Source organism: Enterococcus malodoratus, assembly GCF_027659535.1.
Taxonomy (GTDB): domain Bacteria; phylum Bacillota; class Bacilli; order Lactobacillales; family Enterococcaceae; genus Enterococcus_A; species Enterococcus_A malodoratus.
On sequence record NZ_JAQDPG010000003.1, the window covers coordinates 261,932 to 285,395 of the forward strand.

The 23,464-nt window shown below is 40.5% G+C and carries 20 protein-coding genes; 8 read left to right on the plus strand and 12 right to left on the minus strand.

The annotated features are described in order from the left end of the window. The first annotated feature begins 57 nt into the window (after window positions 1-57). A complete protein-coding gene (locus PGP85_RS07200) occupies window positions 58-1,083 on the plus strand; it encodes a threonine aldolase family protein (RefSeq protein WP_270326793.1) in 1,026 nt (341 codons plus the stop codon). Window positions 1,084-1,121: 38 nt separating this feature from the next. Here PGP85_RS07200 and PGP85_RS07205 read toward each other — a convergent pair whose 3' ends face one another. Beyond that, the gene (locus PGP85_RS07205) at window positions 1,122-2,681 is read right to left on the minus strand and encodes a PucR family transcriptional regulator (protein ID WP_010740838.1); all 1,560 of its coding nucleotides are present in this window, start codon (window positions 2,679-2,681) and stop codon (window positions 1,122-1,124) included. A gap of 156 nt (window positions 2,682-2,837) precedes the next feature. Continuing rightward, window positions 2,838-3,425 carry an ATP-dependent Clp protease proteolytic subunit gene (locus PGP85_RS07210; protein WP_197957602.1) on the minus strand — a complete coding sequence of 196 codons (588 nt, stop codon included), beginning with the start codon at window positions 3,423-3,425 and terminating at the stop codon, window positions 2,838-2,840. Between the two features lie 266 nt (window positions 3,426-3,691). Between PGP85_RS07210 and PGP85_RS07215 the strand changes: the two genes are divergently transcribed. Together PGP85_RS07215 and PGP85_RS07220 are read left to right on the plus strand one after the other, a co-directional pair. Continuing rightward, complete coding sequence (locus PGP85_RS07215) at window positions 3,692-5,125, plus strand: amino acid permease (RefSeq protein ID WP_270326798.1); 1,434 nt, start codon at window positions 3,692-3,694, stop codon at window positions 5,123-5,125. A 186-nt stretch (window positions 5,126-5,311) separates the two neighbouring features. Then, window positions 5,312-6,010 (plus strand): DUF554 domain-containing protein, encoded by a 699-nt coding sequence (locus tag PGP85_RS07220; RefSeq protein WP_090403083.1) that lies wholly within the window; start codon window positions 5,312-5,314, stop codon window positions 6,008-6,010. A 31-nt stretch (window positions 6,011-6,041) separates the two neighbouring features. On the opposite strand, the gene PGP85_RS07225 is transcribed toward PGP85_RS07220, so the two are convergent. Then, window positions 6,042-6,467 (minus strand): GNAT family N-acetyltransferase, encoded by a 426-nt coding sequence (locus PGP85_RS07225; RefSeq protein ID WP_270326801.1) that lies wholly within the window; start codon window positions 6,465-6,467, stop codon window positions 6,042-6,044. Between the two features lie 276 nt (window positions 6,468-6,743). Here PGP85_RS07225 and PGP85_RS07230 point away from each other — a divergent pair, with 276 nt between their 5' ends. Next, window positions 6,744-8,186: an amino acid permease gene (locus tag PGP85_RS07230; protein WP_270326802.1), complete on the plus strand. Its 1,443-nt coding sequence runs from the start codon at window positions 6,744-6,746 to the stop codon at window positions 8,184-8,186. Window positions 8,187-8,244: 58 nt separating this feature from the next. On the opposite strand, the gene PGP85_RS07235 is transcribed toward PGP85_RS07230, so the two are convergent. Continuing rightward, entirely contained in the window at window positions 8,245-10,020 is a 1,776-nt protein-coding gene (locus PGP85_RS07235) for an ABC transporter ATP-binding protein (protein WP_270326803.1), read from the minus strand. An 11-nt stretch (window positions 10,021-10,031) separates the two neighbouring features. Beyond that, window positions 10,032-11,750, minus strand: coding sequence for an ABC transporter ATP-binding protein (locus tag PGP85_RS07240; protein WP_270326805.1), 1,719 nt, complete (start codon window positions 11,748-11,750; stop codon window positions 10,032-10,034). Window positions 11,751-12,042: 292 nt separating this feature from the next. Between PGP85_RS07240 and PGP85_RS07245 the strand changes: the two genes are divergently transcribed. From PGP85_RS07245 to PGP85_RS07255, 3 genes are all read left to right on the plus strand, one after another. Further along, the gene (locus tag PGP85_RS07245; protein WP_270326806.1) at window positions 12,043-12,783 is read left to right on the plus strand and encodes a methyltransferase domain-containing protein; all 741 of its coding nucleotides are present in this window, start codon (window positions 12,043-12,045) and stop codon (window positions 12,781-12,783) included. A gap of 19 nt (window positions 12,784-12,802) precedes the next feature. Then, window positions 12,803-13,876, plus strand: coding sequence for a glutamyl aminopeptidase (pepA, locus tag PGP85_RS07250; protein WP_090403092.1), 1,074 nt, complete (start codon window positions 12,803-12,805; stop codon window positions 13,874-13,876). Window positions 13,877-14,218: 342 nt separating this feature from the next. Further along, entirely contained in the window at window positions 14,219-16,888 is a 2,670-nt protein-coding gene (locus PGP85_RS07255) for a cation-translocating P-type ATPase (protein ID WP_270326807.1), read from the plus strand. A 43-nt stretch (window positions 16,889-16,931) separates the two neighbouring features. Here PGP85_RS07255 and PGP85_RS07260 read toward each other — a convergent pair whose 3' ends face one another. The 6 genes from PGP85_RS07260 to PGP85_RS07285 all read right to left on the minus strand — a co-directional run bounded on the left by PGP85_RS07260 (window position 16,932) and on the right by PGP85_RS07285 (window position 22,332). Beyond that, window positions 16,932-17,663, minus strand: a complete 732-nt coding sequence (locus PGP85_RS07260) for an amino acid ABC transporter ATP-binding protein (protein ID WP_270326809.1) — start codon at window positions 17,661-17,663, stop codon at window positions 16,932-16,934. 13 nt (window positions 17,664-17,676) lie between these two features. Next, on the minus strand, window positions 17,677-18,330 hold the full coding sequence (locus PGP85_RS07265; protein ID WP_010740850.1) for an amino acid ABC transporter permease: 654 nt from the start codon (window positions 18,328-18,330) through the stop codon (window positions 17,677-17,679). An 18-nt stretch (window positions 18,331-18,348) separates the two neighbouring features. Then, window positions 18,349-19,122, minus strand: coding sequence for an amino acid ABC transporter substrate-binding protein (locus PGP85_RS07270; protein ID WP_010740851.1), 774 nt, complete (start codon window positions 19,120-19,122; stop codon window positions 18,349-18,351). A 42-nt stretch (window positions 19,123-19,164) separates the two neighbouring features. Further along, window positions 19,165-20,316, minus strand: coding sequence for a cystathionine gamma-synthase (locus PGP85_RS07275; protein WP_270326811.1), 1,152 nt, complete (start codon window positions 20,314-20,316; stop codon window positions 19,165-19,167). A 455-nt stretch (window positions 20,317-20,771) separates the two neighbouring features. After that, the gene (dapB, locus tag PGP85_RS07280) at window positions 20,772-21,572 is read right to left on the minus strand and encodes a 4-hydroxy-tetrahydrodipicolinate reductase (protein WP_270326812.1); all 801 of its coding nucleotides are present in this window, start codon (window positions 21,570-21,572) and stop codon (window positions 20,772-20,774) included. A gap of 112 nt (window positions 21,573-21,684) precedes the next feature. After that, the gene (locus PGP85_RS07285; RefSeq protein WP_270326813.1) at window positions 21,685-22,332 is read right to left on the minus strand and encodes a hypothetical protein; all 648 of its coding nucleotides are present in this window, start codon (window positions 22,330-22,332) and stop codon (window positions 21,685-21,687) included. 223 nt (window positions 22,333-22,555) lie between these two features. Between PGP85_RS07285 and PGP85_RS07290 the strand changes: the two genes are divergently transcribed. Beyond that, window positions 22,556-22,777 carry a hypothetical protein gene (locus tag PGP85_RS07290; RefSeq protein WP_010740855.1) on the plus strand — a complete coding sequence of 74 codons (222 nt, stop codon included), beginning with the start codon at window positions 22,556-22,558 and terminating at the stop codon, window positions 22,775-22,777. 48 nt (window positions 22,778-22,825) lie between these two features. Here PGP85_RS07290 and PGP85_RS07295 read toward each other — a convergent pair whose 3' ends face one another. Then, the gene (locus PGP85_RS07295) at window positions 22,826-23,461 is read right to left on the minus strand and encodes a TetR/AcrR family transcriptional regulator (protein ID WP_090403104.1); all 636 of its coding nucleotides are present in this window, start codon (window positions 23,459-23,461) and stop codon (window positions 22,826-22,828) included. Window positions 23,462-23,464: the final 3 nt, after the last annotated feature.

Below are 23,464 nucleotides of genomic sequence, written 5' to 3' on the forward strand. Positions count from 1 at the left end.
GCTATTTTTGTACGCTGCTAATCTGCTACAATGAAAATAATTAAGAAAGGAGTCTTTATGCTAAATTTTGAAAGTGATTATTTAGAAGGCGCACATGAAAAAATCTTGCAGCGGATGATTGAAACGAATGAGGAAAAGCTAAGCGGCTACGGTCGGGATAAATATTCTGCCTCAGCAATCGAAAAAATTCGTCAAGCTTGTCTCTGCCCCGAAGCCGATATCTTCTTTATCGCCGGCGGAACGATGACCAATGCTTTAGTCATTGCTTCTTTATTGAAAAAAATTGAAGGTGTAATCGCTCCTGAAACAGGTCATATTACTACTCATGAAACAGGAGCAATCGAGTTTTCCGGTCATAAGGTTTTAAGCCTGCCGCAAACGAATGGTAAAATTTCTGCACAACAGATCCGTGCATATCTCGAACAATTTTGGGCAGATGATAATCGGGAGTTCATGGTCTTTCCAGGAATGGTTTACTTATCTTATCCAACAGAATACGGCACACTCTACTCCAAAGAAGAACTAAAAAATATTTCTGAGGTATGCCGCGAAAATGAAATTCCACTCTTTTTAGATGGTGCTCGGTTAGGCTATGGACTAGCAAGTCCTGAATCTGATTTGACACTGCCGCTGATTGCAGAATACTGTGATGTCTTTTATATTGGCGGCACTAAAGTTGGGGCCTTTTTGGGAGAAGCAATCGTCTTCACCAAAAACAACTTACCCGAATTTTTTATCGCTCACATGAAACAACAGGGGGCGCTGCTGGCTAAGGGGCGGCTTTTGGGACTTCAATTCGATACCCTATTTACTGATCAATTATATTTTAAAATCAGTCAGCATGCGATCGATATGGCTATGCGTTTGAAAAAAGGGTTAGTAGGAAAAAAATACCGTTTCTATCTGGATTCACCTACCAACCAGCAGTTCGTTATCTTGGAAAATAAGCAAATGGAAGAATTGAAAGAAGCTGTCGCCTTCAGTTTCTGGGAGCAGTACGATGATGAACATACTGTAGTTCGTTTCGCTACCAGTTGGGCAACAAAACAAGCAGATATTGATGAATTATTAACGTTACTATAAAAAGCAGCTCGTCATTCGAGCTGCTTTTCATTTGGCTTTTATAGACTGATTAAACGATAGGTCAAACACGCCAGATAGCATTCGTAACTCTCTGAAAAACGCATAACATTATAGCCCAATGCTTCGCTGATCTTTTTAATCCGATATTTCACCGTATTTTTATGGATAAATAATTGTTCGCTGCAAACTTGAAAGTCCGCCCCTGCATCCAATAAAAAACTGCACAACGTCATTAGCTGCTCTTTGCTGTCCATGATTGGAGCCAATACACTCAATGTCTCTTCGACTTCAGCCTCACCAGATTGAATCAATTTACTCGCACATACGACTTGACGGATCTCACTGATGGAAAAACTCTTCTTCCCATGAAATAGTTTAGGCAGTTGCAAAGCAACCTTGTTCACTAATTGATACGTCGTTCGTACCTCGGTCGTGTTCCGTAAACGTGGGCACAAAACGATACTGTCGATCATGTCTTGATAAGGACTTGTTTGCAGATAGGCTTCCCCCAGTTCCAATTCAGAATCAGTATGGCAATAATTTCCCAACAGCACAATCAATTGATCATCCATTAATTGTGCTACGCAGGTCTTGTAGAATTTTGAAGCATAGGCAAGGATGTCTTGCTTCAGCTTCTTTTCTTCTCTCAAATCATTCACTTGCAGCAGCCACATCAACTCGATCCCCTTGACGTCCACCTTCAAATGATTGGCTAGTCGATACATTTTCTCACTTTCATCATTTAAAATGGCCTGTACGAGCGCATACTCGCTCACTTCTCCATGCTTCTTTCCCCACAAATTCATTGCAACTTGCAATAATTCCACGGACTGGCCGCATTCAGCTTCGGTCAAAAGATCATGTTCTTTCAATAAATAAAAACGCAATACCCCGTTCTCTTTGTGGTAGAGCTCTTTATAAAATATCGCAAAATCATTTTTTTGAACTTGTTCGCCATCCTCCACAACAACCCGGCGCAATATGCGTTCTAAATCTACAGAAGAATTTCGCGGCCATTTGATCTGATTGATCACTTCATTATCAGGATTCGTCAAAATGATATTCGTTCGTAACAGATCCGAGAGCAGCTTCAACGTCACCTCAACGGTTCGTAAGTGTTCTGGTAATAATGAAGCTTTTTCTAAAACCTCATTCACAAGATTTTCTGTCGAGCGTTCTTTTAAAATTTCGGCCATCACTTCCACGATCACTTCGCTATAGCGAATCTGATTTTGGTTTTTCGGCATTTGAATAATCACAAAATCTAAATCCTCCGCCGTCTTAATAACCTCGGAAGATAATCTTGGAAGGACAACTCCCACGTAATAAAGAATAATTCCCAGTTCGCCCATTTTATGTAAACGGCGAATCGTTTCACATTGCTTCGCTACGTCATCTTTGATGTTGAAAAAGGAAGTCAGTGCCAATTCACCAGAGTGGTATTCATTTGTCTCAAGCAAAGCAGCGTAATCATCCATATTCGCGATATCCAGAAAGGTTAAGGATGTCACCGTCTGATTCAAGCAATTTTGCCCACTCATTAACTGAGCTTCACGTAAAGAAGGCAATCCCATTAACTCTTTTAATTTAGCACCCAAAATTTGTTCCTCCTTAGAATTTTCACATCAAATTTTATTTTTCTTCTAACCTTAGCAGATTCACTTTTTCTTGTCTATTCCTTTTTCTTCAAAAAAAGCAAATTGTCTTCTAAAATATAAAAAAAGGTTGGCTTACGCCAACCTTTCACATTCTTCTTATTTAATTCCTGTGTCGGATTCAATAATCTTTCCGACAATTCCATAATCTTTTGCTTCTTCGGCCGATAACCAGAAATTGCGGTCAGTATCTTTTTCAATTTCTTCCAATGTATGACCAGTCGCTTTAGCGATCAAATTATTCACACGTTTGCGCATACGTAAAATTTCTTTGGCCTCAATCTGAATCTCAGTCGATTGACCTTGAACCCCGCCAGCTGGCTGATGGATCATGTAGCGCGTATTCGGTAGACTGTAGCGGTCTTTTTTATCTGCTGCTAGATAGATGGTAATCCCCGCACTTGCGACCCAGCCTGTTCCGATCATTTTTACTTTTGGTTTAATAAAGCGAATCATGTCATGGATCGTGTCGCCGGATTCAACGTGACCGCCTTGACTGTTGATAAACATAGTAATAGGTTCATCACTGGCTGCTGACAAATAAAGTAATTGTTCTGTCACCGTCTTCGCCAACTCCTGATTGATTTCACCATAAATCAGGATCGTCCGTTGTTTCAATAATTTTAACATCATCGGATTCTTTTCTTCCGATTTTTCCATTTCTTCTTCGGCAAAAAATTCATTCATACTTAATGCCCTCCTTTTCTACTAAATCTAGTATAGCCAAAAAGAGCTGGAATGAACAGAAAGAGCTTTTACTGATTGGCATTCTAACTTTCTAATTATTTATGCTAAACTAACGATGAAAAACAGTTTTTATTGGCGCATTTTATTTTTTTATGGGATGATAGATCGTATTTTGTGAACAGGAAGGGGATCTTCGTGACCTATCGAAATAAGCCTCCATCATTGGCTGCTCGGCTGAATAATTCTATCTAAAAGGAGCAACTTATATGATCGAGGAAAAGAAAAGTTTTATCTCATGGCCGATACTTGCCATGATGTCGTTTGTTACTGTCATTGGTTTTGACGATATTATCTATAACTTTGCCAATCAAGGATTAGGCGTTATTACTTCTTGGATAATTTTACTGCTATTATATGTGATTCCCTACTCTTTAATGGTTGGACAATTGGGATCAGTTTTTAATCATGAAGGTGGCGGACTAACCTCGTGGGTTCGGGGAACCAGCGGCGATCGTTTAGGATATTTTACTGCTTGGACCTATTGGGCAGCCTCAATCCCCTACGTAGTTGATACTGCAAATGCTGTTGTTGTCGGCTTCGGCTGGCTGATCAACGGGAATGATTCAATGGAAGATAAGATGTCCAATTCCATGTTTGCATTGTTGACCTTCTGTGTTTTCTTAGCCTTTATTTTCTTGCAGCGCCACTTTAAAAAATCTTTGGAGGTTTTGAGTACATTAGGCGGCGGGGCAATGTTCATCATGGCGATCTTATTTGTCTTTATGACCTTCGCTTCATTATTTATGCCGAACGGTCATATTGAGACACAGCCCATGAATCTGGGAGCGATCATACCGAAGTTTGACCTCCATTATTTAACGACGATTGGACTGCTGATTTACGCTATCAATGGCGCAGAATTAGTCGCCCCCTTTGTGACACGGATGCGTAAACCGCAACGAGAATTTCCGAAAGCTATGATTATGCTGACGGTCATGACAATTTTCCTAACTGTCTTCGGCTCATTCTCACTAGGTGTCTTCTTTAACGCTCATCATCTGCCAAATAATTTAAAAATGAATGGTTCTTACTATGCCTTCCAACGTTTGGGTGAATTCTTCCATTTAGGTAACACGTTGATGTATGTTTTCGCCGTCACTCAAATTATATATATGTGTGCGCTGCTTGCCGTTTTACTAGACGCTATGACTCGCATGCTGATTTCTGATACGGGGAAACAATTCATGCCGAAGAAATTAACTAAGTTGAATGATGATGGTCTGCCGATCAATGGCTACATTTTAACAACTGCCTTGAGTGCTTTTATCTTATTATTAGGTGTTTTCTTACCTGAAATGAACGATATTTTTAACTGGCTGTTAAACCTTAATGGGATCATTTCTCCAGGTGTAACCTGTTGGATCTTTTATGCCTTCATAAAAATTCGTTTAGATAGTCGGAAATTCCAATCAGATTACATCTTTATCAAAAATGATCGAATGGCAGTCTTCGTTGGTGCTTGGTGTTTGGTCGTTACTATTATCGCCACCTTATTCGGTATTTTACCGCAAGACGCGGCTTACGGTTCAAGCTTATTCTGGCATGAATTGATCATCAATGTTGTCGGAATTGTTGTATTGATTGGTTTAGGTTTTATCATGCCTGCCCTTGCCAAACGCGAACGAGAAAAAGCCGTCTAACAGTTAATATTGAAAAAGGACAAAATCGTTTTGTCTGCCAGACTGTAAGCATCTCCTTTTTATGGATGATGCTTACAGTCTTTTCTTTTAGTATTGCTATTCAAAAAAATATTTACTCGTGGTAAGATGATGTCTAAATAACATTTCATTGTATTTTAATCGAAATCATAGAAACGGGTGAAGGCTATGTTGTTGGGGTCGATCGTAAATTGTCTCGCGATCATTGTTGGGAGTTTTTCTGGTGTGGTTCTGCGGAACATCACAGAGCAAACAAAAGATACGGTAACAAAAGGAATTTCTTTGGGGGTTATTGCCTTGGCCCTTCAGATGTCCTTGCAGGCAAGTTCGTTCATTATCATTATTATTAGTATTTGCCTTGGCGGAATGATCGGAGAGTTTTTGAAAATCGAAGACTCTATGACTCGCTTGGGTTTATTTTTAGAAAACCGGTTCGCTCGCGGCAATAGTAATTTTGCTGAGGGCTTTGTCACAGCTACCTTAATTTATGTCATTGGGTCTATGGGGATTATCGGAGCGATCGAAAGCGGTGTTTCCGGCAGCCATCAAACCTTATTCACAAAAGCTGTAATGGATGGTTTCATGTCGATCATGTTGACGGCCTCGCTGGGTATCGGCGTTCTTTTCTCAGCCTTTCCAGTTTTGATCTATCAAGGAGCGATTACGATCTTTGCAAGTATCATCGTCCGTTATTTGCCAAAAGAATTATTGGATAGTTTGATGAACGAAATCAGCGCCATCGGTGGTTTAATGATCTTAGCGATCGGTTTAAACGTTATGAAGCTGACCAAAATACGAGTCTCAAATTATTTGCCGGGGATAATAGTTCTGATCATCATCATGGTGATTCAATATTATTATTTTTAGCTAAAGTAAAAGCAGATGAAGAAATTCTTCCTCATCTGCTTATTTTCTTTGCCAAATAATACTTTGTCGTCCCTGCCATCGGAACATCTTCCAATTCGCCAAACACTTCATAGCCTTGTTTTAAATAAAAGCCCAATGCTTGATACGCCTTTGTCGTCAAGGTAATCGTTTTTACTTGTTCTTGTACTGCATGTTTTTCCATCGCCTGCATCAGTTTGGAGCCGACACCGAATTTCTGATATGCCTCATCCACGCCCAGCAAAGAGATATGCAATGTGTCATATTGCCGTTTACCGACGATCCCCCCAGCTAATTGGTCCTCAATCCAAGCACCAAATGCCCATGTCTGTTCTACTGATTCCGGCATATTATCAACAAATTGTTTTTCATGTTGTTGGTTGAAGACGTTGTCCAAAAAAGGCATTAGCGCCCCTCGTTCACTTTGTCTGATGTCCATCTGCTTCACTCCCATTTTATCTATTCCAACTTTCTAACGAAAAAATGTAACGATTTTCGTTCTCACACCATTCTACCAGCCTTACTAAAGAAAAAAAGCAGATTCGGTAATTTGCCAAAAATGATACGAAAATGAAAATTGAAAAAAAGTACATTAGAAATCTGTAAAGTAAATTCTTTTGATTACCTTCTTCACTATACTTAAATAAGAATTGTAAGCGCTATATATTCGTCCATGTGAAATCATTAACTTACAGAGAAGGGAAGAAAAAAACAAATGGCTGATAAGAAGATCCGCTGGTTCACTGTCTCGATGATTGCTTTTAGTATGGTTTGGGGGTTCGGGAATGTCGTCAACAATTATGCGCAGCAGGGAATTTCGGTGGTCGTCTCTTGGATCTTGATCATGCTGCTCTATTTTGTTCCTTACGCGCTGATCGTTGGGCAGCTAGGCTCTACTTTCAAAACAAGTTCGGGCGGTGTCAGTTCCTGGGTCAAAGAAACTACCGGAAAAAGAAAAGTTGCTTACTATGCTGCATGGACTTATTGGGTCGTTCATATTACTTATCTCGCACAAAAACCGCAATCGGTTTTAATTGCTCTTGGTTGGGTCTTCAAAGGGAATGGTAGAGTCGCTACCGATATGAGTGTACAGATTGTCGCTATTATCTCGTTAATCATCTTTTTGATCTTTTTATTTCTTTCGACAAAAGGATTGACTACCCTGAAAGTTATCGGAAGTGTCGCGGGTTCAGGTATGCTTGTCATGTCGATTCTATTTATTATTTTAGCCGTTGCTGTCCCCTTTATTGATCCCTCTTTTACGGTCGCTACACCGGATATGGGCAGTCTCAAAACGTATATTCCCGATTTCAATCTCAGTTATTTTGCTACCATCTCCATGCTGGTCTTTGCCGTCGGCGGTGCCGAAAAAATTTCTCCGTATGTAAACTCAATTGATCGACCAACTAAAAATTTTCCTAAAGCAATGATCTTCATGGCAACTATGATTGGCATCAGCGCCGTCCTTGGGTCCGTTGCAATGGGAATGTTGTTTGACAGTAATAACATTCCAGATGATTTGATGGCGAATGGTGCTTACAGCGCCTTCCAAATTTTGGGCAATCATTTAGGTGTCGGTAATATTTTGATGATCATTTATGGCCTGGCTCAAACAGCCGTACAATCTTCGGCGTTGGCCTTCTCCATTGATGCACCTTTGAAAATCTTGCTCTCAGATGCTGATCCCGAATATGTTCCTCAATGGTTACGCAAGAAAAATAAAAACGGGACATTGATCAACGGCTACTTATTGACTGGGATTCTTGTTAGCATTATCATCATTCTGCCTATCTTCGGGATCAAGAGCATGAGTATCTTGGTTCAATGGCTGACGAATCTAAATTCAATTGTAATGCCGATGCGCTATATTTGGGTTTTCTTTGCCTATATGATGTTGAATGCCCAATACAAAAAATTTCATTCAGAATACAAATTCATAAAGAATCCAAAACTTGGTTTCTTTGTTGGTTTCTGGTGTTTTGCTTTTACTATTCTCGCATGTATTTTGGGAATGCTGCCGAAAGTTGATTACGCCGCCGATCCTAGCTCATGGATGTTCCAATTGATTTCCAATATCGTTACTCCGATCGTCTTGATTCTGTTGGGGATGATCCTGCCGATGATCGCCAAACGCGAAAAGCAAAAACAATTGTACTAAAGAAACTAATAAAAAAGCCGTTGTTGAAATCGTTCAGGATTTCAACAACGGCTTTAGTCTATCTAGCATCTTCCAATATATCCTTAGTTTCGGACGTCTCGCCGATCACCCAAGTTTTGGCAACTTCCTGTTCTTTAATCATCTGTGCATACCACCCTTGTTGGCGACACAATTCTTGGTGATTTCCTTTTTCTCGCACACTTCCCTCATCAAGAACAATGATTTGATCAGCATTAATGATCGTATCTAAACGATGAGCGATTACGACTACCGTCTTTTCAGCCATTAAATGATCCAACGCATGATTGATTTCTTTTTCATTGTCGACATCGAGACTTGAGGTTGACTCATCCAACAAGACTACCGGTGCATCTTTCAGTAATGCACGGGCTATTGAAACCCGCTGTTTCTCCCCGCCAGAAAGTGTAGATCCACCCTCACCGACTAAAGTGTCATAACCATTTTCCATCTGCATGATGAATTCATGACAGTTTGCCAGACGAGATGCTTGAGTCACTTCCTCCATCGTCGCACTTGGTTTGGCCATACGAATATTGTTTAAGATCGTATCATTAAACAGATAAACATCTTGGAAAACACAAGTGATTTCTTCAGTCAATGCATCTGGTCGAATGTCCCGAAGCTTTTCATTTCCCATTCGGATCTCTCCATTATCAACATCCCAGAAACGCGAAATCAAACTAATGACTGTCGATTTCCCTGAACCCGAGGGTCCCACTAAAGCAGTGGTTTTCCCATCCTCGACAGTAAAAGATAAATCATTTAAAACACTCACACCATTTTCGTAGCTGAAAGAAACATGCTCAAAAGTAATTTCATGATCGGCTCCGATAAAAGCATCTTTAGTATAAGGCAATGGCTGCGTTTCAAAAATTTGCCGCAAATTATCTGCCGATTTGGACAGATATTTCAATTCAGGATACAGCATTCCAATTGTCATTAATTGACTAGAAGTCGAGACACTCAACATCAAAACAGCGATATATTGTTCCGGCGTCGAATTGCCCTGAATCAATAAATTGGTTCCCCAGATCAACGCGACTGGAATCATAAAGGACACGATCGTTGAAAAGATCATCACATACGGCATCATTGAGAGTTCCACCCGAATAGATGATTTTTTTAATTCATTAAATGATTGATCCAATCGTTCAAACTTCGTACCGGTCAAGCGATACAATCGGAACGTTTTGATTCCATTGATATATTCCACGACCCGTGAGATCACCGCATTGATCCTTACTCGATGTTCTGGTGCGATAGTGTGCCCAACAGATCCGCCCTTAATCATTAAAGGTAAAGCTACTAAGATCATGACAACCATCACGCCCGCAAAACGAAAATCAATCACTACCGCAGCAATCATACAGACTGATACACTAAACAAGGCTTTAACAAAGTCGGTCAAGTGATGAGTCAGAACTTGTTCAAAATCAGCAATATCCGTCGAAAAATAACTCGTCAACTTTCCAACACTGTTTTGATTAAAGTAGCCGGAGTTTAATCCTCGAACATGTTCAGCCAAGCGCAAACGCAAATCAGTCGCGATCATCGAACCATTCAATTGTAATGAGGCAAAACTATAGCGAGCCAATAATGTCCTGAAAATAAAAACAACCGCCAAAACTGCAATACCGCGGAAAAAGAAACTTTCCGTAAACTGATTCTTGATCAAAGTAACGATACTCAAAATCATCACCGAATAAAAGAGCATATTCAGAAAAGCATCTAGTACCGCTAACAAGATTGGTGTATAGAGCAGCTTGATCTTTTCACCAATCACCGCCCGTATATTTCTAATCACACTAGTCATAAGTTTCCTCCTTATTTTTCTGTATAAATCTTCCACAATTTAGCGTAGCTTCCGTTGTGGCGCAGTAAGTCATCATGTGTGCCTCGTTCGACCACGCGACCTTGATCAAAGACACAAATTTGATCAGCATGTTTGATCGTATTTAAGCGATGAGCGATCATGATCGTCGTTTTATTTTGCAGCAATTTGTTCAAGGCTAACTGAATTTTCCGTTCATTTTCAATATCAGTAAAGCTGGTTGCCTCATCAAAGATAACTACGGGAGCATCTTTCAAGATCGCACGAGCAATACAGACGCGTTGTTTTTCGCCGCCTGACATTTTAATCCCGGCTTCCCCCATGACTGTATCGTAACCATCTGGCAAACTCATAATAAACTCATGGATCTGTGCCGCTTTAGCTGCTTCATGAATTTCTGCGTCAGTCACCTGCTCTTTTCCTACGGCGATATTTGTACGGATCGTATCACTCAGCATAAAGGCATCTTGAAAGACAAAGCTGATCGCCTGCATTAATGATTCTTCACTAAAACTTTCTACTGGTTGATCATTCAATAAGATCTGACCTTGCTGAATATCCCAAAAACGTGGTACCAACTGTGCCATCGTTGATTTCCCCGAACCAGATACCCCAACAAAAGCAGTCAGACTGTTGGCTGGCACCTCCAGCGAAACATCGTGCAATACGTCATCTTCCTCATAAGAAAAATGAACATGGTCAAAGGTGATTTTGACCTCATTCAACTGTTCTGAGTGCGACCCGAAATCCTGTTGCGGCAAATCCATGATATCTTTGATTTTCTCTGTTCCAGTCAAAATTTGTGAGATCGCCATCGCAAATCCGCTTAAACTTTTCAACGAAGAAAGAAACACGATGCTCATAATTAAGAAAAATAAAAAGGTCGGCAAATCAACTGCCCCTTTTAAATAGAGCCAGCCGCCAGCCGGAAAACTAAATAGCAAACCTGATTCGATCAAAATCAAAAACATCCCATAAGGCCAAGCCTGCATTTTTGTACATTCCGTCCACATCTTGTGATATTCTTCAACAGTCGATGAATATTGCTTGAACCCCTTGGCCGTAACGTTAAATGATTTCATCACGTTCATACCATTAATAAACTGCATGATCGAAGAATTTAACTGACCGACTAATTTTTGGTACCAGCCCATGTATTTACTGCTTGAGCGCATCCCGATCATCAGGATGACCGCGCCAATCACGATTGGCAATAATAGACACAACGCTAAAGGGATACTCAACGTGCAGAGATAGATAAACATTAGCAATGGAACTGTGATCGCTTTAGCCAAATCCGGCACTTGGTGAGCCAGCATCGTTTCAATGCGTTCAGTATCTTCAATAATTGTCTTCTTTAATTTTCCCGAAGTCGTCTTAGTAAAAAAACCCAAGTGAAGAGTGGCAATATGGGCACTCAGACGACTGCGAATTTCATACAGCGTATTAAACGCACCGATATGAGACAGTGCCCCGCTGACCATCATCGTCAAAAATTTTACAATAATCGCTACTCCCGCATACATGCCATAACGCATCGCTAAATCCATATTAGGCTGATCACCAAATAAAAACAGCAAGACACGATACAACATCACTAATGGAACAAAATCCATGATGCCCGAAATAATACTAAAAATTGCTGACGCTAATAAAAGCAAACTCGATTTTCCAGCCAATCGAAACAAATAACCAACATTCGACTTTTCCATAATTTCCTCCTTATTAATGGTAAACTAGGTTCCGTGTATATTTCCGATCTAGAATAAAAATTGTTTTTCTCCTAACCACCACGAACCTAAACTACTGAGTTACTATTCATTTAACCGAGATTGAGAATCGTTCTCAATTACTTCGAAGTATTACATATGTTATCCATGAAGTAAAGCATATTTTTTGACATTCCTTCATTTTTCTGAATATTTTTGCCGTGTTTCATCCATTTCAAATTTATTTTTTTGAGGTGTATACTGAAGACAATTGATGCTTAGAAAGTAGGTTTTTATGTCTGATTTTTTAGAAGACCTTAAAATGTTTTGGAATGATTTCGCTGAAGAGTATGAAAACATTCAACAAGAATCTTCTTTTCCGATCGCGGAAGAGCTGCGAGATTTTCTGCTGACAGAAAAAATCCTGCCCTGTCAAACTTTCTTAGATCTTGCAGGGGGATCTGGTCGTTATTTAACTGTATTACAGAAATACGCTGGAAAATATGATTTAGTAGATATCTCCGAAGAAATGCTGAAGATTGCTGCTGCAAAATCGGACGAAAATGTTCAGTTGATCCAGCAAACTCAGGAAAATTTTCTGAGACAAAACAAACAATGCTATGAGCTGATTTTTTCTGCGATGAATCCTGCCTTGCAAACCAAAACTGATTTTATAGATTTTTGCCGAGCTAGCAATGATTGGTGCTTGCTGCTGCGAGTTGTAAAAGATGAAGACCAGCTCTTCTCCTCTTATGAAGAAAAAAATCCAGAGTTGTTATTAAATGAACGCTATAAAGCATTTTTAAACGAAGAACATATTCCCTATTGGACGAAACGATTTGCATACACAAAAACTGAAGAGATTAGCCGTGATTTTTTTCAAGAATACTTTGCGGATGACTTCTCTTCAAATCAATTGGCAGAGATTACCAAGAAAAATTTTGACGATAAGCAGCAAAAAAGCAATCAGCAGTTTCTCGATTATGAATTGATTTATTTTCATGTACCAAAGGCTTATAATGAGAACGGATTTTAACATTTGAGGGGGAATTTTGATGGAAGAAAAAACATTTCAACGAATCAAAGAATTAACAGAGCTGCAAGGAACCAGCGGTTTCGAGGAAGACATTCGCAGTTATATGCGTAACGCGATCACTCCATTAGTCGATGAGGTTCAACAAGATGGCTTAGGCGGTATCTTTGGTTTGCGTCAAGCTGACGAAAATAAACCGCGCGTGATGGTGGCAGCCCATATGGATGAAGTCGGCTTCATGCTGACAGAGATTACCCCTCGCGGATTATTCAAAGTAGTCCCTTTAGGCGGTTGGAATCCGTATGTCGTTTCAGCTCAACGCTTTACTTTAAAAACTGGCAAAGGCAACTATCCGTGTATCTCCTCCTCTGTCCCTCCACATCTATTGCGGGGAACAACTGGACAAGGACAAGTTAAAGTTGAAGACATTCTTTTTGATGCCGGCTTTGAATCGAAGGATGAAGCATTAGCTTATGGTGTTCTTCCGGGAGATACGATCGTTCCTCAAACCGAAACAGTCAAAACTGCAAATGGCAAAAATATTATCAGTAAAGCTTGGGATAACCGCTATGGTTGTACTGTGGTATTAGAAGCGCTAGAGGCATTAAAAAAGGAAACATTAGATTACACCTTGATTGCCGGCGCTAACGTTCAAGAAGAAGTTGGTTTGCGTGGAGCCAAACCTGCTGTTACAAAATTCCAGCCAGATTTATTCTTTGCGGTAGATTGTTCGGCCGCTGATGATTTAGTGACAACGAATGGAACTTTCGGCCATTTAGGTGAAGGCACCCTCTTGCGCATCCAAGATCCTGGAATGATTTTGCTCCCTCGTTTAAGGGAATATCTATTAGATACCGCGGAGACCCATAACATTCCTTACCAATACTTTGTTTCCAAAGGCGGAACAGATGCTGGCGCAGCTCATACTGCTAACGAAGGTATTCCAAGTACGGTAATCGGTGTTTGCGGTCGTTACATCCACACTCATCAAACCATGTTCAGTATTGCTGATTTTGATGCCGCACGGGAAATGCTGATCCAAGTTTTAAAAGGATTAGACGAAAGTACAATCAAAACAATCGTTGCTGGAAAATAGTTCCTTAATAAAAATTAAATAACTTTGCAAAATGATGATTAACAAGCCGTTTGTTCGCTTAAATGATGACTTTCATTTGTACGCCCAGCATTTTTCTTGCATTCAGAAACGATTTCCGTTAGGATTTAACCATATTAATAACTCCTTAGGGGAGTAACCGGCAACTTTGTTGTTGTGATATCAACAGTAAGTTAACCAGCAATGGTTTTCTGGTATCGTATGAAATGGTGAGACCTAAGACAAGTTTAACTACTTGCCTTAGGTCTCTTTTTTTGTCAGTTCTACTTCTTGAACCAGAAAAATTGCCGAGTCTAGTAAATAAAAATCATTGGAGGATATAAATTGACAAAACACGTGTATCAACAAGAAACAGATGAATTAATGAAAGACTTAACCACTGCACCTGAAGGTCTTAGTCAAACAGAGGCGCAGCAGCGGCTGCAAGAAAACGGTCCGAATCAATTAAAGGAAGCGAAGAAAAAATCTTCGCTGACACTCTTCCTAGAAACGTTTAAAGACGCGATGGTGATTGTCTTGCTAATCGTAGCTGTCGTCCAGATGATCATGGGCGCTCATGTTGAATCGATCGTCATCTTCGCCGTACTTTTGCTGAACTCGGTCGTTAGTGTGATTCAAACGAAAAAAGCAGAAGGTTCCTTAGATGCATTGAAAAAACTATCAGCGCCAGATGCCAGCGTTCTTCGAGGAGGACAGGAGCAAAGTATTCCTGCTAAAGATATCGTAGCCGGCGATATCGTCATTCTAGAAGCTGGTGATTACGTGCCGGCTGATGGTCGATTACTTGAAGCAGGTTCGTTAAAAGTCGATGAAGGAATGTTAACTGGTGAATCCACTCCAGCTGAAAAAGAAATCACGACATTAAGCACCGATGTTCCGATCGGGGATCGTCTCAATATGGTTTTTAGCGGAACAATCGTCACTTATGGTCGTGGAAAGTTCTTGGTCACTGCCACTGGGAGTGAAACGGAAATCGGTCAAGTTGCTGGTCTATTGGAATCAACGACGGAACAAAAAACGCCGCTGCAACGCGGCTTAGATTCTTTCAGTAAAAAACTAAGTATTGCGATCTTAGTTCTATCGTTAGTTATCCTAGGCGTTCAATTGCTTCGTGTTTTCTTAGATGGTTCAACGGATATGACGCAAGATATTGTCAACGCCTTTATGTTTGCTGTTGCCGTAGCAGTAGCTGCGATTCCAGAAGCTTTGCAATCGATTGTCACGATCGTCCTTTCATTAGGAACGAAAAAAATGGCAAAACAGCATGCGATCATTCGCAAACTGCCAGCGGTAGAAACATTAGGTTCAACTAGTATCATTTGTACTGATAAAACAGGAACGCTGACCCAAAATAAAATGACTGTCGTCGATCATTTCTTGGCTGATGGACAAAGCGGAGAATTTTCAAATGATCCGAAACAATGGCAAGCAGATGAACAACGCTTGATCGAGATCAGCGTTTTGGCCAATGATGCAACGATTAGTGAGGACGGAACAAAATTGGGTGACCCAACCGAAATCGCGCTGATTGACTACAGCGAGAAGCAAAATCAATCGTATCGCGAACTGCGGAAAAAGTATCCCCGTGAAGCGGAACTGCCGTTTGATTCAGATCGTAAATTGATGTCAACACTCCACACGATCGACCAGCAAAAAATTATGGTTACCAAAGGTGGTCCGGATATCGTTTTTGAACGCAGCTCGAAAGTTTTACTTGATGGTCAAGTTGTTGATTTTACGCCAGAACTTAAAGCTCGTTTCCAAAAACAAAACGAAGCCTTCTCTGAACGCGCATTGCGTGTTTTAGCTTTTGCTTATAAAGAAGTTTCGACAGATTCATTAACACTAGCTGATGAAGAACAACTTATCCTAGTTGGTTTGTTAGCGATGATTGATCCGCCTCGTGAAGAAGTTTTCCAAGCAGTCGCTGATGCAAACTCTGCAGGTATCCAAACAGTGATGATCACCGGCGACCACAAGACAACGGCTGTTGCGATTGCAAAAGAAATCGGCATCTTCCAGCAAGGCGACCTTGCACTAACTGGTGTTGAACTGGATCAGTTAAGTGAATCTGAACTAGCGAATCAATTGGAGCAGATCACTGTTTATGCTCGTGTCTCCCCCGAAAACAAAATTCGGATCGTCCGTGCTTGGCAGGAAAAAGGAAAAATCTCTGCCATGACTGGTGACGGTGTCAATGATGCTCCAGCTTTAAAACAAGCAGATATCGGGATCGCGATGGGAACTGGAACCGATGTAGCGAAAGATGCTGCCGCAATGGTCTTGACTGACGATAACTTTGCTTCAATCATTAAAGCAGTCGAAGTTGGACGAAATGTTTTTGATAATATCAAAAAGGCCGTCGCTTATCTTTTTGCCGGAAACTTAGGGGCGATTATCGCCATTATCTTTGCTTTAGTAATCGGCTGGGCGAATCCTTTCACGGCTTTACAGCTGCTCTTTATCAACTTGGTCAATGACTCACTGCCAGCAATTGCGCTGGGTATGGAAAAGGCCGAACCGACAATTATGAAACGTCAGCCGCGTGATCCAAACAGTGGAATTTTTACTGGTAAAACATTGATCTCTGTGACCTATAGAGGGATCTTAATTGCTTTAGCTGTAATTACTGCTCAATGGATTGGAAACCAGCAATCAGCTGAAATGGGTGTTGCGATGGCCTTCTCTACTCTAATTTTAAGTCGGACATTGCAAACCTTTGCTGCTCGTTCAAATACTCAAACGTCACTGCAAGTTGGTTTGTTCTCCAATAAAATGGTCTTGCTTGCGATCCTTGTCTGTGCCGGACTATTCAGTCTTACTTTACTGCCAGGGTTGCGTGAAGTCTTTGCTATTCCAGCAGCTTTTGCTTTGAAGGAAATCGGCTTAGCTCTTGCTTTAGCTGCTTCAGCGGTTCTCTTGATGGAAATCACTAAATTGATTTTAGTCAAAATTCAAGAACCAAAAACAAAAGCACAATTGAATAAATGTTAAACACTAAAAGAGGCAGTGCCAACCGGGCACTGCCTCTTGCTTTTTATAAAAATTGCTGCAAATATCGCTGAATTCGCAAATTATCACTTTCAAAGAAAGCTTGACTGCTACCATCAAAAGTAACTTCTCCATCCTCTAGGAAAACGATGCGATCTGCAACTTTGCGGGCAAATTCCAAATGATGGGTCACAACAATCTGCCCATTGCCCGATTCAGCTAATTCTTTGATTACTTGCAACACTTCCTGTGCCAGCTCTGGATCTAAAGCGCTCGTTGGTTCATCATAGAGCATAAACTCCGGCTCCATTGCCAGAGCCCGTGCGATCGCTACTCGCTGCATTTGTCCACCAGATAATTGTTTCGGACGTTCCTTGGCTTTATCCAACAAACCGACCGTTGTCAATAATTTTTCTGCCTGTTCACGCGCCTGCTCCTTCGAAACTTTCTTCACCTGCGTTGGACCTTCCATGACGTTTTGGATCACCGTCAAGTGGGGAAAAAGGTTGTATGCCTGAAAAACGATACTGAAATGACCCCGATATTCTTTTAATTGACGAAAGGACAATTTTTGTGGAAAAGAAAGCTGCTCTTGATCTATTTTGATCGTTCCACTATCAGGTGTTTCTAATAGATCAATCGCACGTAGTAACGTGCTCTTACCTGAGCCTGAAGGACCTAAGATGACGGTCGTCTCGCCCGGTTGAAAAGTCAAATTTATCTCTTTTAAAACTTGGTTGTTATCAAAACTTTTATTCAATTTCTCGATTGTTAACATCGTTCTTCCCCCCCTAATAGACCATCCGTTTTTCAAGTACGGATTGTAAATAATTCAAGAAGGTACAAAAGACCAGATAATAAACGGCAACCATACTATAAAGCAGCAATGGTTCATAGGTCCTTGCTGCAATCCTTTGTGCTGTCATGAAGATCTCAACAATCGTGATACTAGCTGCTAAAGATGTGTCCTTAACGAGACTAACAAAACTGTTGGATAAAGGCGGCAAAGCGATCTTAAAAGCTTGCGGCGCGATAATCCTGGACAAAATCTGCCAGCGGCTCATACCTAAGGATGCCGCTGATTCATATTGACCTTGCGGAATCGCTAGTAAGGCGGAACGAATGTTTTCAGAAGCATACGCGCCGGTATTTAGTGAAAAGGTTAAAATCGCGGCCGTCCATGCGTCCATTTGAATTCCAACTGAAGGAAGCCCAAAGAAGACGATGAACAATTGAACCAATAGCGGAGTTCCCCGAAAGATCCAAACATATAGGAAGAAAATTCCGTTTAAAAGGCGATTTTTTGAAATTCGGGCTAAGGCAGTGATTAATGCCAAGACCATCCCCAAAGCAAAAGAGATCAAAGTCAAAGGAATCGTCATTTTTAACAATGCCCAAAATAACGGCAGCGCTGAGCTTTGAATAATATCAATCGTTCGTTCCATCTCACTTACTCCTTCCCTTTACTTAGAAATATCCTTTTTAAAATACTTTTCTGACAGTTTCGTCAAGGTGCCATCATCTTTTAGCTCTTTGATAGCCTTATTGACTTTCTCTGCCAATTCCTCATCACCTTTGTGGAACATCGCGGCAACTTCTGTCGCTTCATCTGAAGTTTTCACGATCTTGATCGGAGCATCGGGCTTTTGATTTAAGTAATCGTAATAAGTCACATCGTCATTCAGCGTAGCATCCGCACGATTATCACTGACTAGTTCCACCGCTTTACTAAAACCATCCACACTCGAAATCTTTGCCCCATTATCTTCTGCCATTTGGGCATAGTTGCTGGTCAATGATTGGGCAGAGGTTTTTCCCTTTAAGTCAGAAAAATCTTTGATCTCGTTATTATCCTTATTCACAATCAACGCAGGATGAGACACAGAGTACGGTGTGCTAAATAAATATTTTTCCTTACGTTCAGGTGTGATCGCTACTTGGTTGAAGACTACATCCGATTTTTTCGCATCAAATGCTGCCAACATCGAATCCCAAGGTGCTTCTACAAATTTAACTTTATAATCGATCTTCTTGGCAACGGCTTTTGCAACATCGACATCATAACCAGTTAGTTTGTCATTTTCATCGCGGAATGAAAACGGTGAATAGGTTCCTTCTGTCCCGACTCGCAAAACATTTTTCGAACTTGCTTCGCCGCTGTCTTTTGACTGGCATCCCGCCAAAAAAAGGACCCCGACGGCTAATAGACTAGCAACTGCAATTAGTGATTTTTTCATTTTCTTCATTTCCCTTCTAGGTATCTTATAATTATTAAAGAACTATCTTTCTTCATTAAGCACGCTGAAAGCCCGCTCTAGATCGTCTTGTAAATCAGTTATGTCTTCGATGCCGACAGACAAACGAATCAGCCCATCTCTAATTCCAGATATTTCTCTTTTTTCTTTTGGAATTGATGCGTGAGTCATGACTGCTGGTACTTCGATCAAACTTTCGACGCCTCCTAAGCTTTCTGCCAGAGTGATGACGTCCAGTGATTCAACAAAATTGGCAACTTTACTTTCATCAACTAATTCAAAGGCCACCATACCGCCGAATCCGCGCATTTGTTTCGCAGCGATTTCATGACCAGGATGATCCGTTAAACCTGGATAGTAAACTTTAGCTACAGCAGAATGGTTTACTAAAAAGTTGGCGATTATTTCCGCATTTTTTTGATGTGCTTCCATTCGTACCGCTAATGTTTTGATCCCCCGTTGCAGCAGCCAGCTATCTTGCGGCCCTAAGACTCCACCAACTGAGTTTTGATAAAATCCGATTCTTTCGGCAAGCTCTTGATTATTCGTCGTCGCCAAACCAGCAACTAAATCACTGTGACCGCCTAAATATTTGGTGCCGCTATGCACCACAATATCTGCACCTAATGCCAATGGTTGTTGCAAATAAGGTGTGGCAAAGGTGTTGTCTACAATTGTTATTAAGTCGTGCTCTTTTGCCCAAGCCGCACTCTTTTCCAAATCAATAATTTTTAATAAAGGATTGCTGGGTGATTCCAAGTAAAGAGCTTTGGTATGATCGGTTAATGCGCCCTCAAGTTGCGATAGTTCTCGACTGTCTACCATTGTGTAGCTTAGACCTAACGGCTTGAACACCTTTTCCAATAAACGGAAAGTTCCGCCATAAACATCGTCGCCTAAAATCAAATGATCCCCCGGTTGGAATAATGACAAGATCGTATGAATCGCAGCTAAACCAGACCCAAAGGCAAATCCTTTCACGCCGCCTTCAAGTTCAGCGATCAATTCCTCTAAAGCTAAGCGAGTCGGGTTGCCCGAACGAGAATACTCAAACTCTCCTGGCTGTCCTAATTTTTTTTGCCGATAAGTCGACGTTTGATAGATTGGCACGCTGACCGCTCCTGTCAATGGATCTTCACTGATTCCTCCGTGGATCAATTTGGTTGATAAATGCATAATAGTTCCTCCTGTTAGTAAGTTTTTTTGCGTTCATCGATTAAGCAACAACACATGCCGGTTCCCCCTATCTCGAATTTTAGGTACAAAAAAAGAGGTGCAAGCTATTAAAGCTGCACCTCTTGGATTCGTCAAAAAATTAGAAGTTTCCTCTTTTTAAACGAGTTCAGAACAGTTAATAGACATGACAAAGTAGTATGCTGCTTTTTTGCACCATACAACAACATGCTGATTGAACTGTTTGAAAATTACGTTTCGCAATGTTGTTTGCCATGAGTCCTGACCTCCTTAAATGATTGGATTCAATTTAGCATTTACAAAATGAGAAGTCAATCAATAAATTCCCATAAAAATTTAAAATAACTACATTTAGTTCATTGATCATTCGAAAATACAGTTAAGCAATCCCATTTTCAATTGATCCGACATTCATCGAAAAATAACGTACTTCTGCTCTAAAATTTTAATACATCAGCGACCGAATAATAGCCCGCTGATTGTTTAGCCAAGAAAGATGCACAATCACAGGCTCCTTGAGCAAAACCACGCCAATCTGTCGAATGATGGCTGATTTCTAGACGTTCACCGAAACCGCCAAAAAGAACAGTATGACTACTTGGCGTATCTCCCATACGAATAGAGTGATACCCAATCGTTCCAGGTTTTCGTTCACCCGTACCTTCACGACCATAGACTTCTGTATCGGACAACTCTGTTCCTAATTCGTGAGCAATCAACTCGCCCATCTCTTTTGCCGTACCACTTGGTGCATCTTTTTTCCAGCGATCATGCATTTCTACGATTTCGATATCTGTCTCTTCTCCGATCGCCGCTGTCGCCAGCTGCAATAACTTGTTCATAACATTTACCAGCTTGGAAGTATTTGCGGCATACAACATCGGAATCGTCTCGCCAGCTTGCCGGAACAAATCTTTTTCCACAGAATTGAATCCAGTCGTTCCACAGACTAGAGCTTTTTCATATTCTTTTGCTAACTCTAAAACTTCCAGTCCCATTTCCTTTGTGGAAAAATCGATGATAACATCACAGGCTTCGATCACTTTAGACAAATCATCCACAACCGGCACCCCAAGATCACGACCAAGCATGGTTATTTGGCCTAAATCTTGTCCGATATAATCTCTCCCTCTTGGACCAACCCCGGCAACTAACTCCAGGTCTTCACTATCAGCTGCGATCTGCGTGATCAAACGCCCCATCTTTCCACGTGGTCCAACAACAATTGTTTTGATCAATTTCTTTCCTCCTTCAGCAATCAATAAAACGATTTCAAAAATAGTTTACCACGGAAAACAAATAAAAAAATCACTCAAGAAAAATTTCTCAAGTGATCCCCATCCAGTATTATTAGAAGAACATCCGTAAAAAGGACCATAAATAACGCAATAACCGAAATAGAATAAACAGGATAAAAATATTCCCAAAGATAAAACTAACGGCATTTCCAGCGCTTGCTTTTAAATTACTCAAAGTAAAGCGGCGTAAAAAACGCGGCATCGAACTGTAGCCATTGCGTTTTAACCGGAAGCTTTCTTCGTAAGTAAGATCAAGCATATCGTAATAGACGATTTGTAATGGTTCTCGAGAGAAGAAGGCTTTGGAAAAACCAACCATCATCGTGTATTGTTTGTTATTGGAAGGCAAGTTGCGCACGCCATTCTTATTGATCCGAACTTTCTCATCGTCGTCTATGACATTGTAGCTATACTCTTCCTCTTGGATTTTATGTATTTGTACCTCTGGCTGATTTTCTTCAAGAAAGGCTTGATAGACTTCTGGAAACTTTTGCTTCTCTAAAAAAAGATAGACCCCTACGCCGGCTATCAACACCATCAATAAAATGTTCAAAAACAAATTTTCTTGAAAAATCCCGCTATACGCAATGATGATCAATAATGCAATCCCGCTGATCACGATTCGTCTCCAATAATAATTTTGGTACATGATCTTGATCGTGCGCTCATAATATTCAAAATCTGATGCGGCAAAGTTCATCGCTTCGGCCTCCCTTCGTAAACTTATTAAGTTTAGTATAGCGGAGCCACAGTCGGATGTCAGTCCATTTTATTTATTAGCAGAAAAAGTCTTCTTACTTTAAAACTATCTTTAAAAATGAAAGGCCAGTTTCTTTTTTATTCTTTCCTTTAATTATTTCTTTTGAAGAGTATAATGACTAATAGAAAACCGATTACTTTTATTCAAGTGAAGGGGTCTACTTATGAAGATTGCTATTATCCTCTCAACCATCTTAATTGCACTAGTTAATTTTTATCTTTTTTATGTTTATTTTAAAGAGAAAAAAATTGAAGATAAATTAGAAAAATTGGCCGTAATGTTCGGAGCCAATATGAGTGTATTATTTGTCGATAGTCTAATTCTTTTCTTCGGCGCTTTAGTAGAAGAAGGATTGTTCATGATGACTATTTTTTCCGTATTTTAATCCTGCAAACGAAAAAAATCTGCCTCCATATGAAGAGGCAGATTTTTTTTATTGTTCAACAAAGCCGTATTCAAGAATTTTGAGCTTCCGCTTCAAACGTTCGATTGTCGGCATCAAGTCCTCGATCGTTTTCCATTCAGGGTGCTGAGACAACTCCTGTTGAATTTTTGCTGTCTCACTATTTAAGATCGCATAAATCGTTTCAAGAACATCGCTTTCTTGAACATCGGCTCGCAGTGGAAGCTTTCCGATCACTTCATCCGTCAAAGTCATATTACGAGTAACATCCGCATTAAGTCGTTCCATCATAGATTCGCGCAATGGTTCTGGTAATAGCGGCATCTCAGTGTAGGCTTTCATCAGAAAATCGAATTCGGTTGGGTATTTTAACTGCAACTCGATCTTGTATTTCGTCGCATCAACCACCATTTCCAACAGGTCAGAGGCATTGGTCCAAACTGAATAATCCATTCGCTGATAGAAAAACTCCGATGTATACACATATGTCGCTTGATACAAACCACCTTTATTCCCATAATAGTGAAACAGCAACCCTTTTGATACTCCTGCTTCTTCAGCAATCTGATCAGTTTTTGTTTCACGATAACCAGATTGACCAAATAGTTTGGCACTGGTCGCTAAAATATTTTTTTCTTTTTGCGGATCCTTAACTACTTCTTTCATCCA

Coding starts and splice junctions, on each gene's coding strand:
- PGP85_RS07260 (WP_270326809.1), bottom strand. CDS start 17,663: ATGTTAACAATCGAGAAATTGAATAAAAGTTTTGATAACAACCAAGTT.
- PGP85_RS07220 (WP_090403083.1), top strand. CDS start 5,312: ATGTTGTTGGGGTCGATCGTAAATTGTCTCGCGATCATTGTTGGGAGT.
- PGP85_RS07200 (WP_270326793.1), top strand. CDS start 58: ATGCTAAATTTTGAAAGTGATTATTTAGAAGGCGCACATGAAAAAATC.
- PGP85_RS07245 (WP_270326806.1), top strand. CDS start 12,043: ATGTCTGATTTTTTAGAAGACCTTAAAATGTTTTGGAATGATTTCGCT.
- PGP85_RS07295 (WP_090403104.1), bottom strand. CDS start 23,461: ATGAAAGAAGTAGTTAAGGATCCGCAAAAAGAAAAAAATATTTTAGCG.
- PGP85_RS07290 (WP_010740855.1), top strand. CDS start 22,556: ATGAAGATTGCTATTATCCTCTCAACCATCTTAATTGCACTAGTTAAT.
- pepA (WP_090403092.1), top strand. CDS start 12,803: ATGGAAGAAAAAACATTTCAACGAATCAAAGAATTAACAGAGCTGCAA.
- PGP85_RS07210 (WP_197957602.1), bottom strand. CDS start 3,425: ATGAATGAATTTTTTGCCGAAGAAGAAATGGAAAAATCGGAAGAAAAG.
- PGP85_RS07285 (WP_270326813.1), bottom strand. CDS start 22,332: ATGAACTTTGCCGCATCAGATTTTGAATATTATGAGCGCACGATCAAG.
- PGP85_RS07230 (WP_270326802.1), top strand. CDS start 6,744: ATGGCTGATAAGAAGATCCGCTGGTTCACTGTCTCGATGATTGCTTTT.
- PGP85_RS07265 (WP_010740850.1), bottom strand. CDS start 18,330: ATGGAACGAACGATTGATATTATTCAAAGCTCAGCGCTGCCGTTATTT.
- PGP85_RS07225 (WP_270326801.1), bottom strand. CDS start 6,467: ATGGACATCAGACAAAGTGAACGAGGGGCGCTAATGCCTTTTTTGGAC.
- PGP85_RS07270 (WP_010740851.1), bottom strand. CDS start 19,122: ATGAAAAAATCACTAATTGCAGTTGCTAGTCTATTAGCCGTCGGGGTC.
- PGP85_RS07235 (WP_270326803.1), bottom strand. CDS start 10,020: ATGACTAGTGTGATTAGAAATATACGGGCGGTGATTGGTGAAAAGATC.
- PGP85_RS07240 (WP_270326805.1), bottom strand. CDS start 11,750: ATGGAAAAGTCGAATGTTGGTTATTTGTTTCGATTGGCTGGAAAATCG.
- PGP85_RS07275 (WP_270326811.1), bottom strand. CDS start 20,316: ATGCATTTATCAACCAAATTGATCCACGGAGGAATCAGTGAAGATCCA.
- PGP85_RS07215 (WP_270326798.1), top strand. CDS start 3,692: ATGATCGAGGAAAAGAAAAGTTTTATCTCATGGCCGATACTTGCCATG.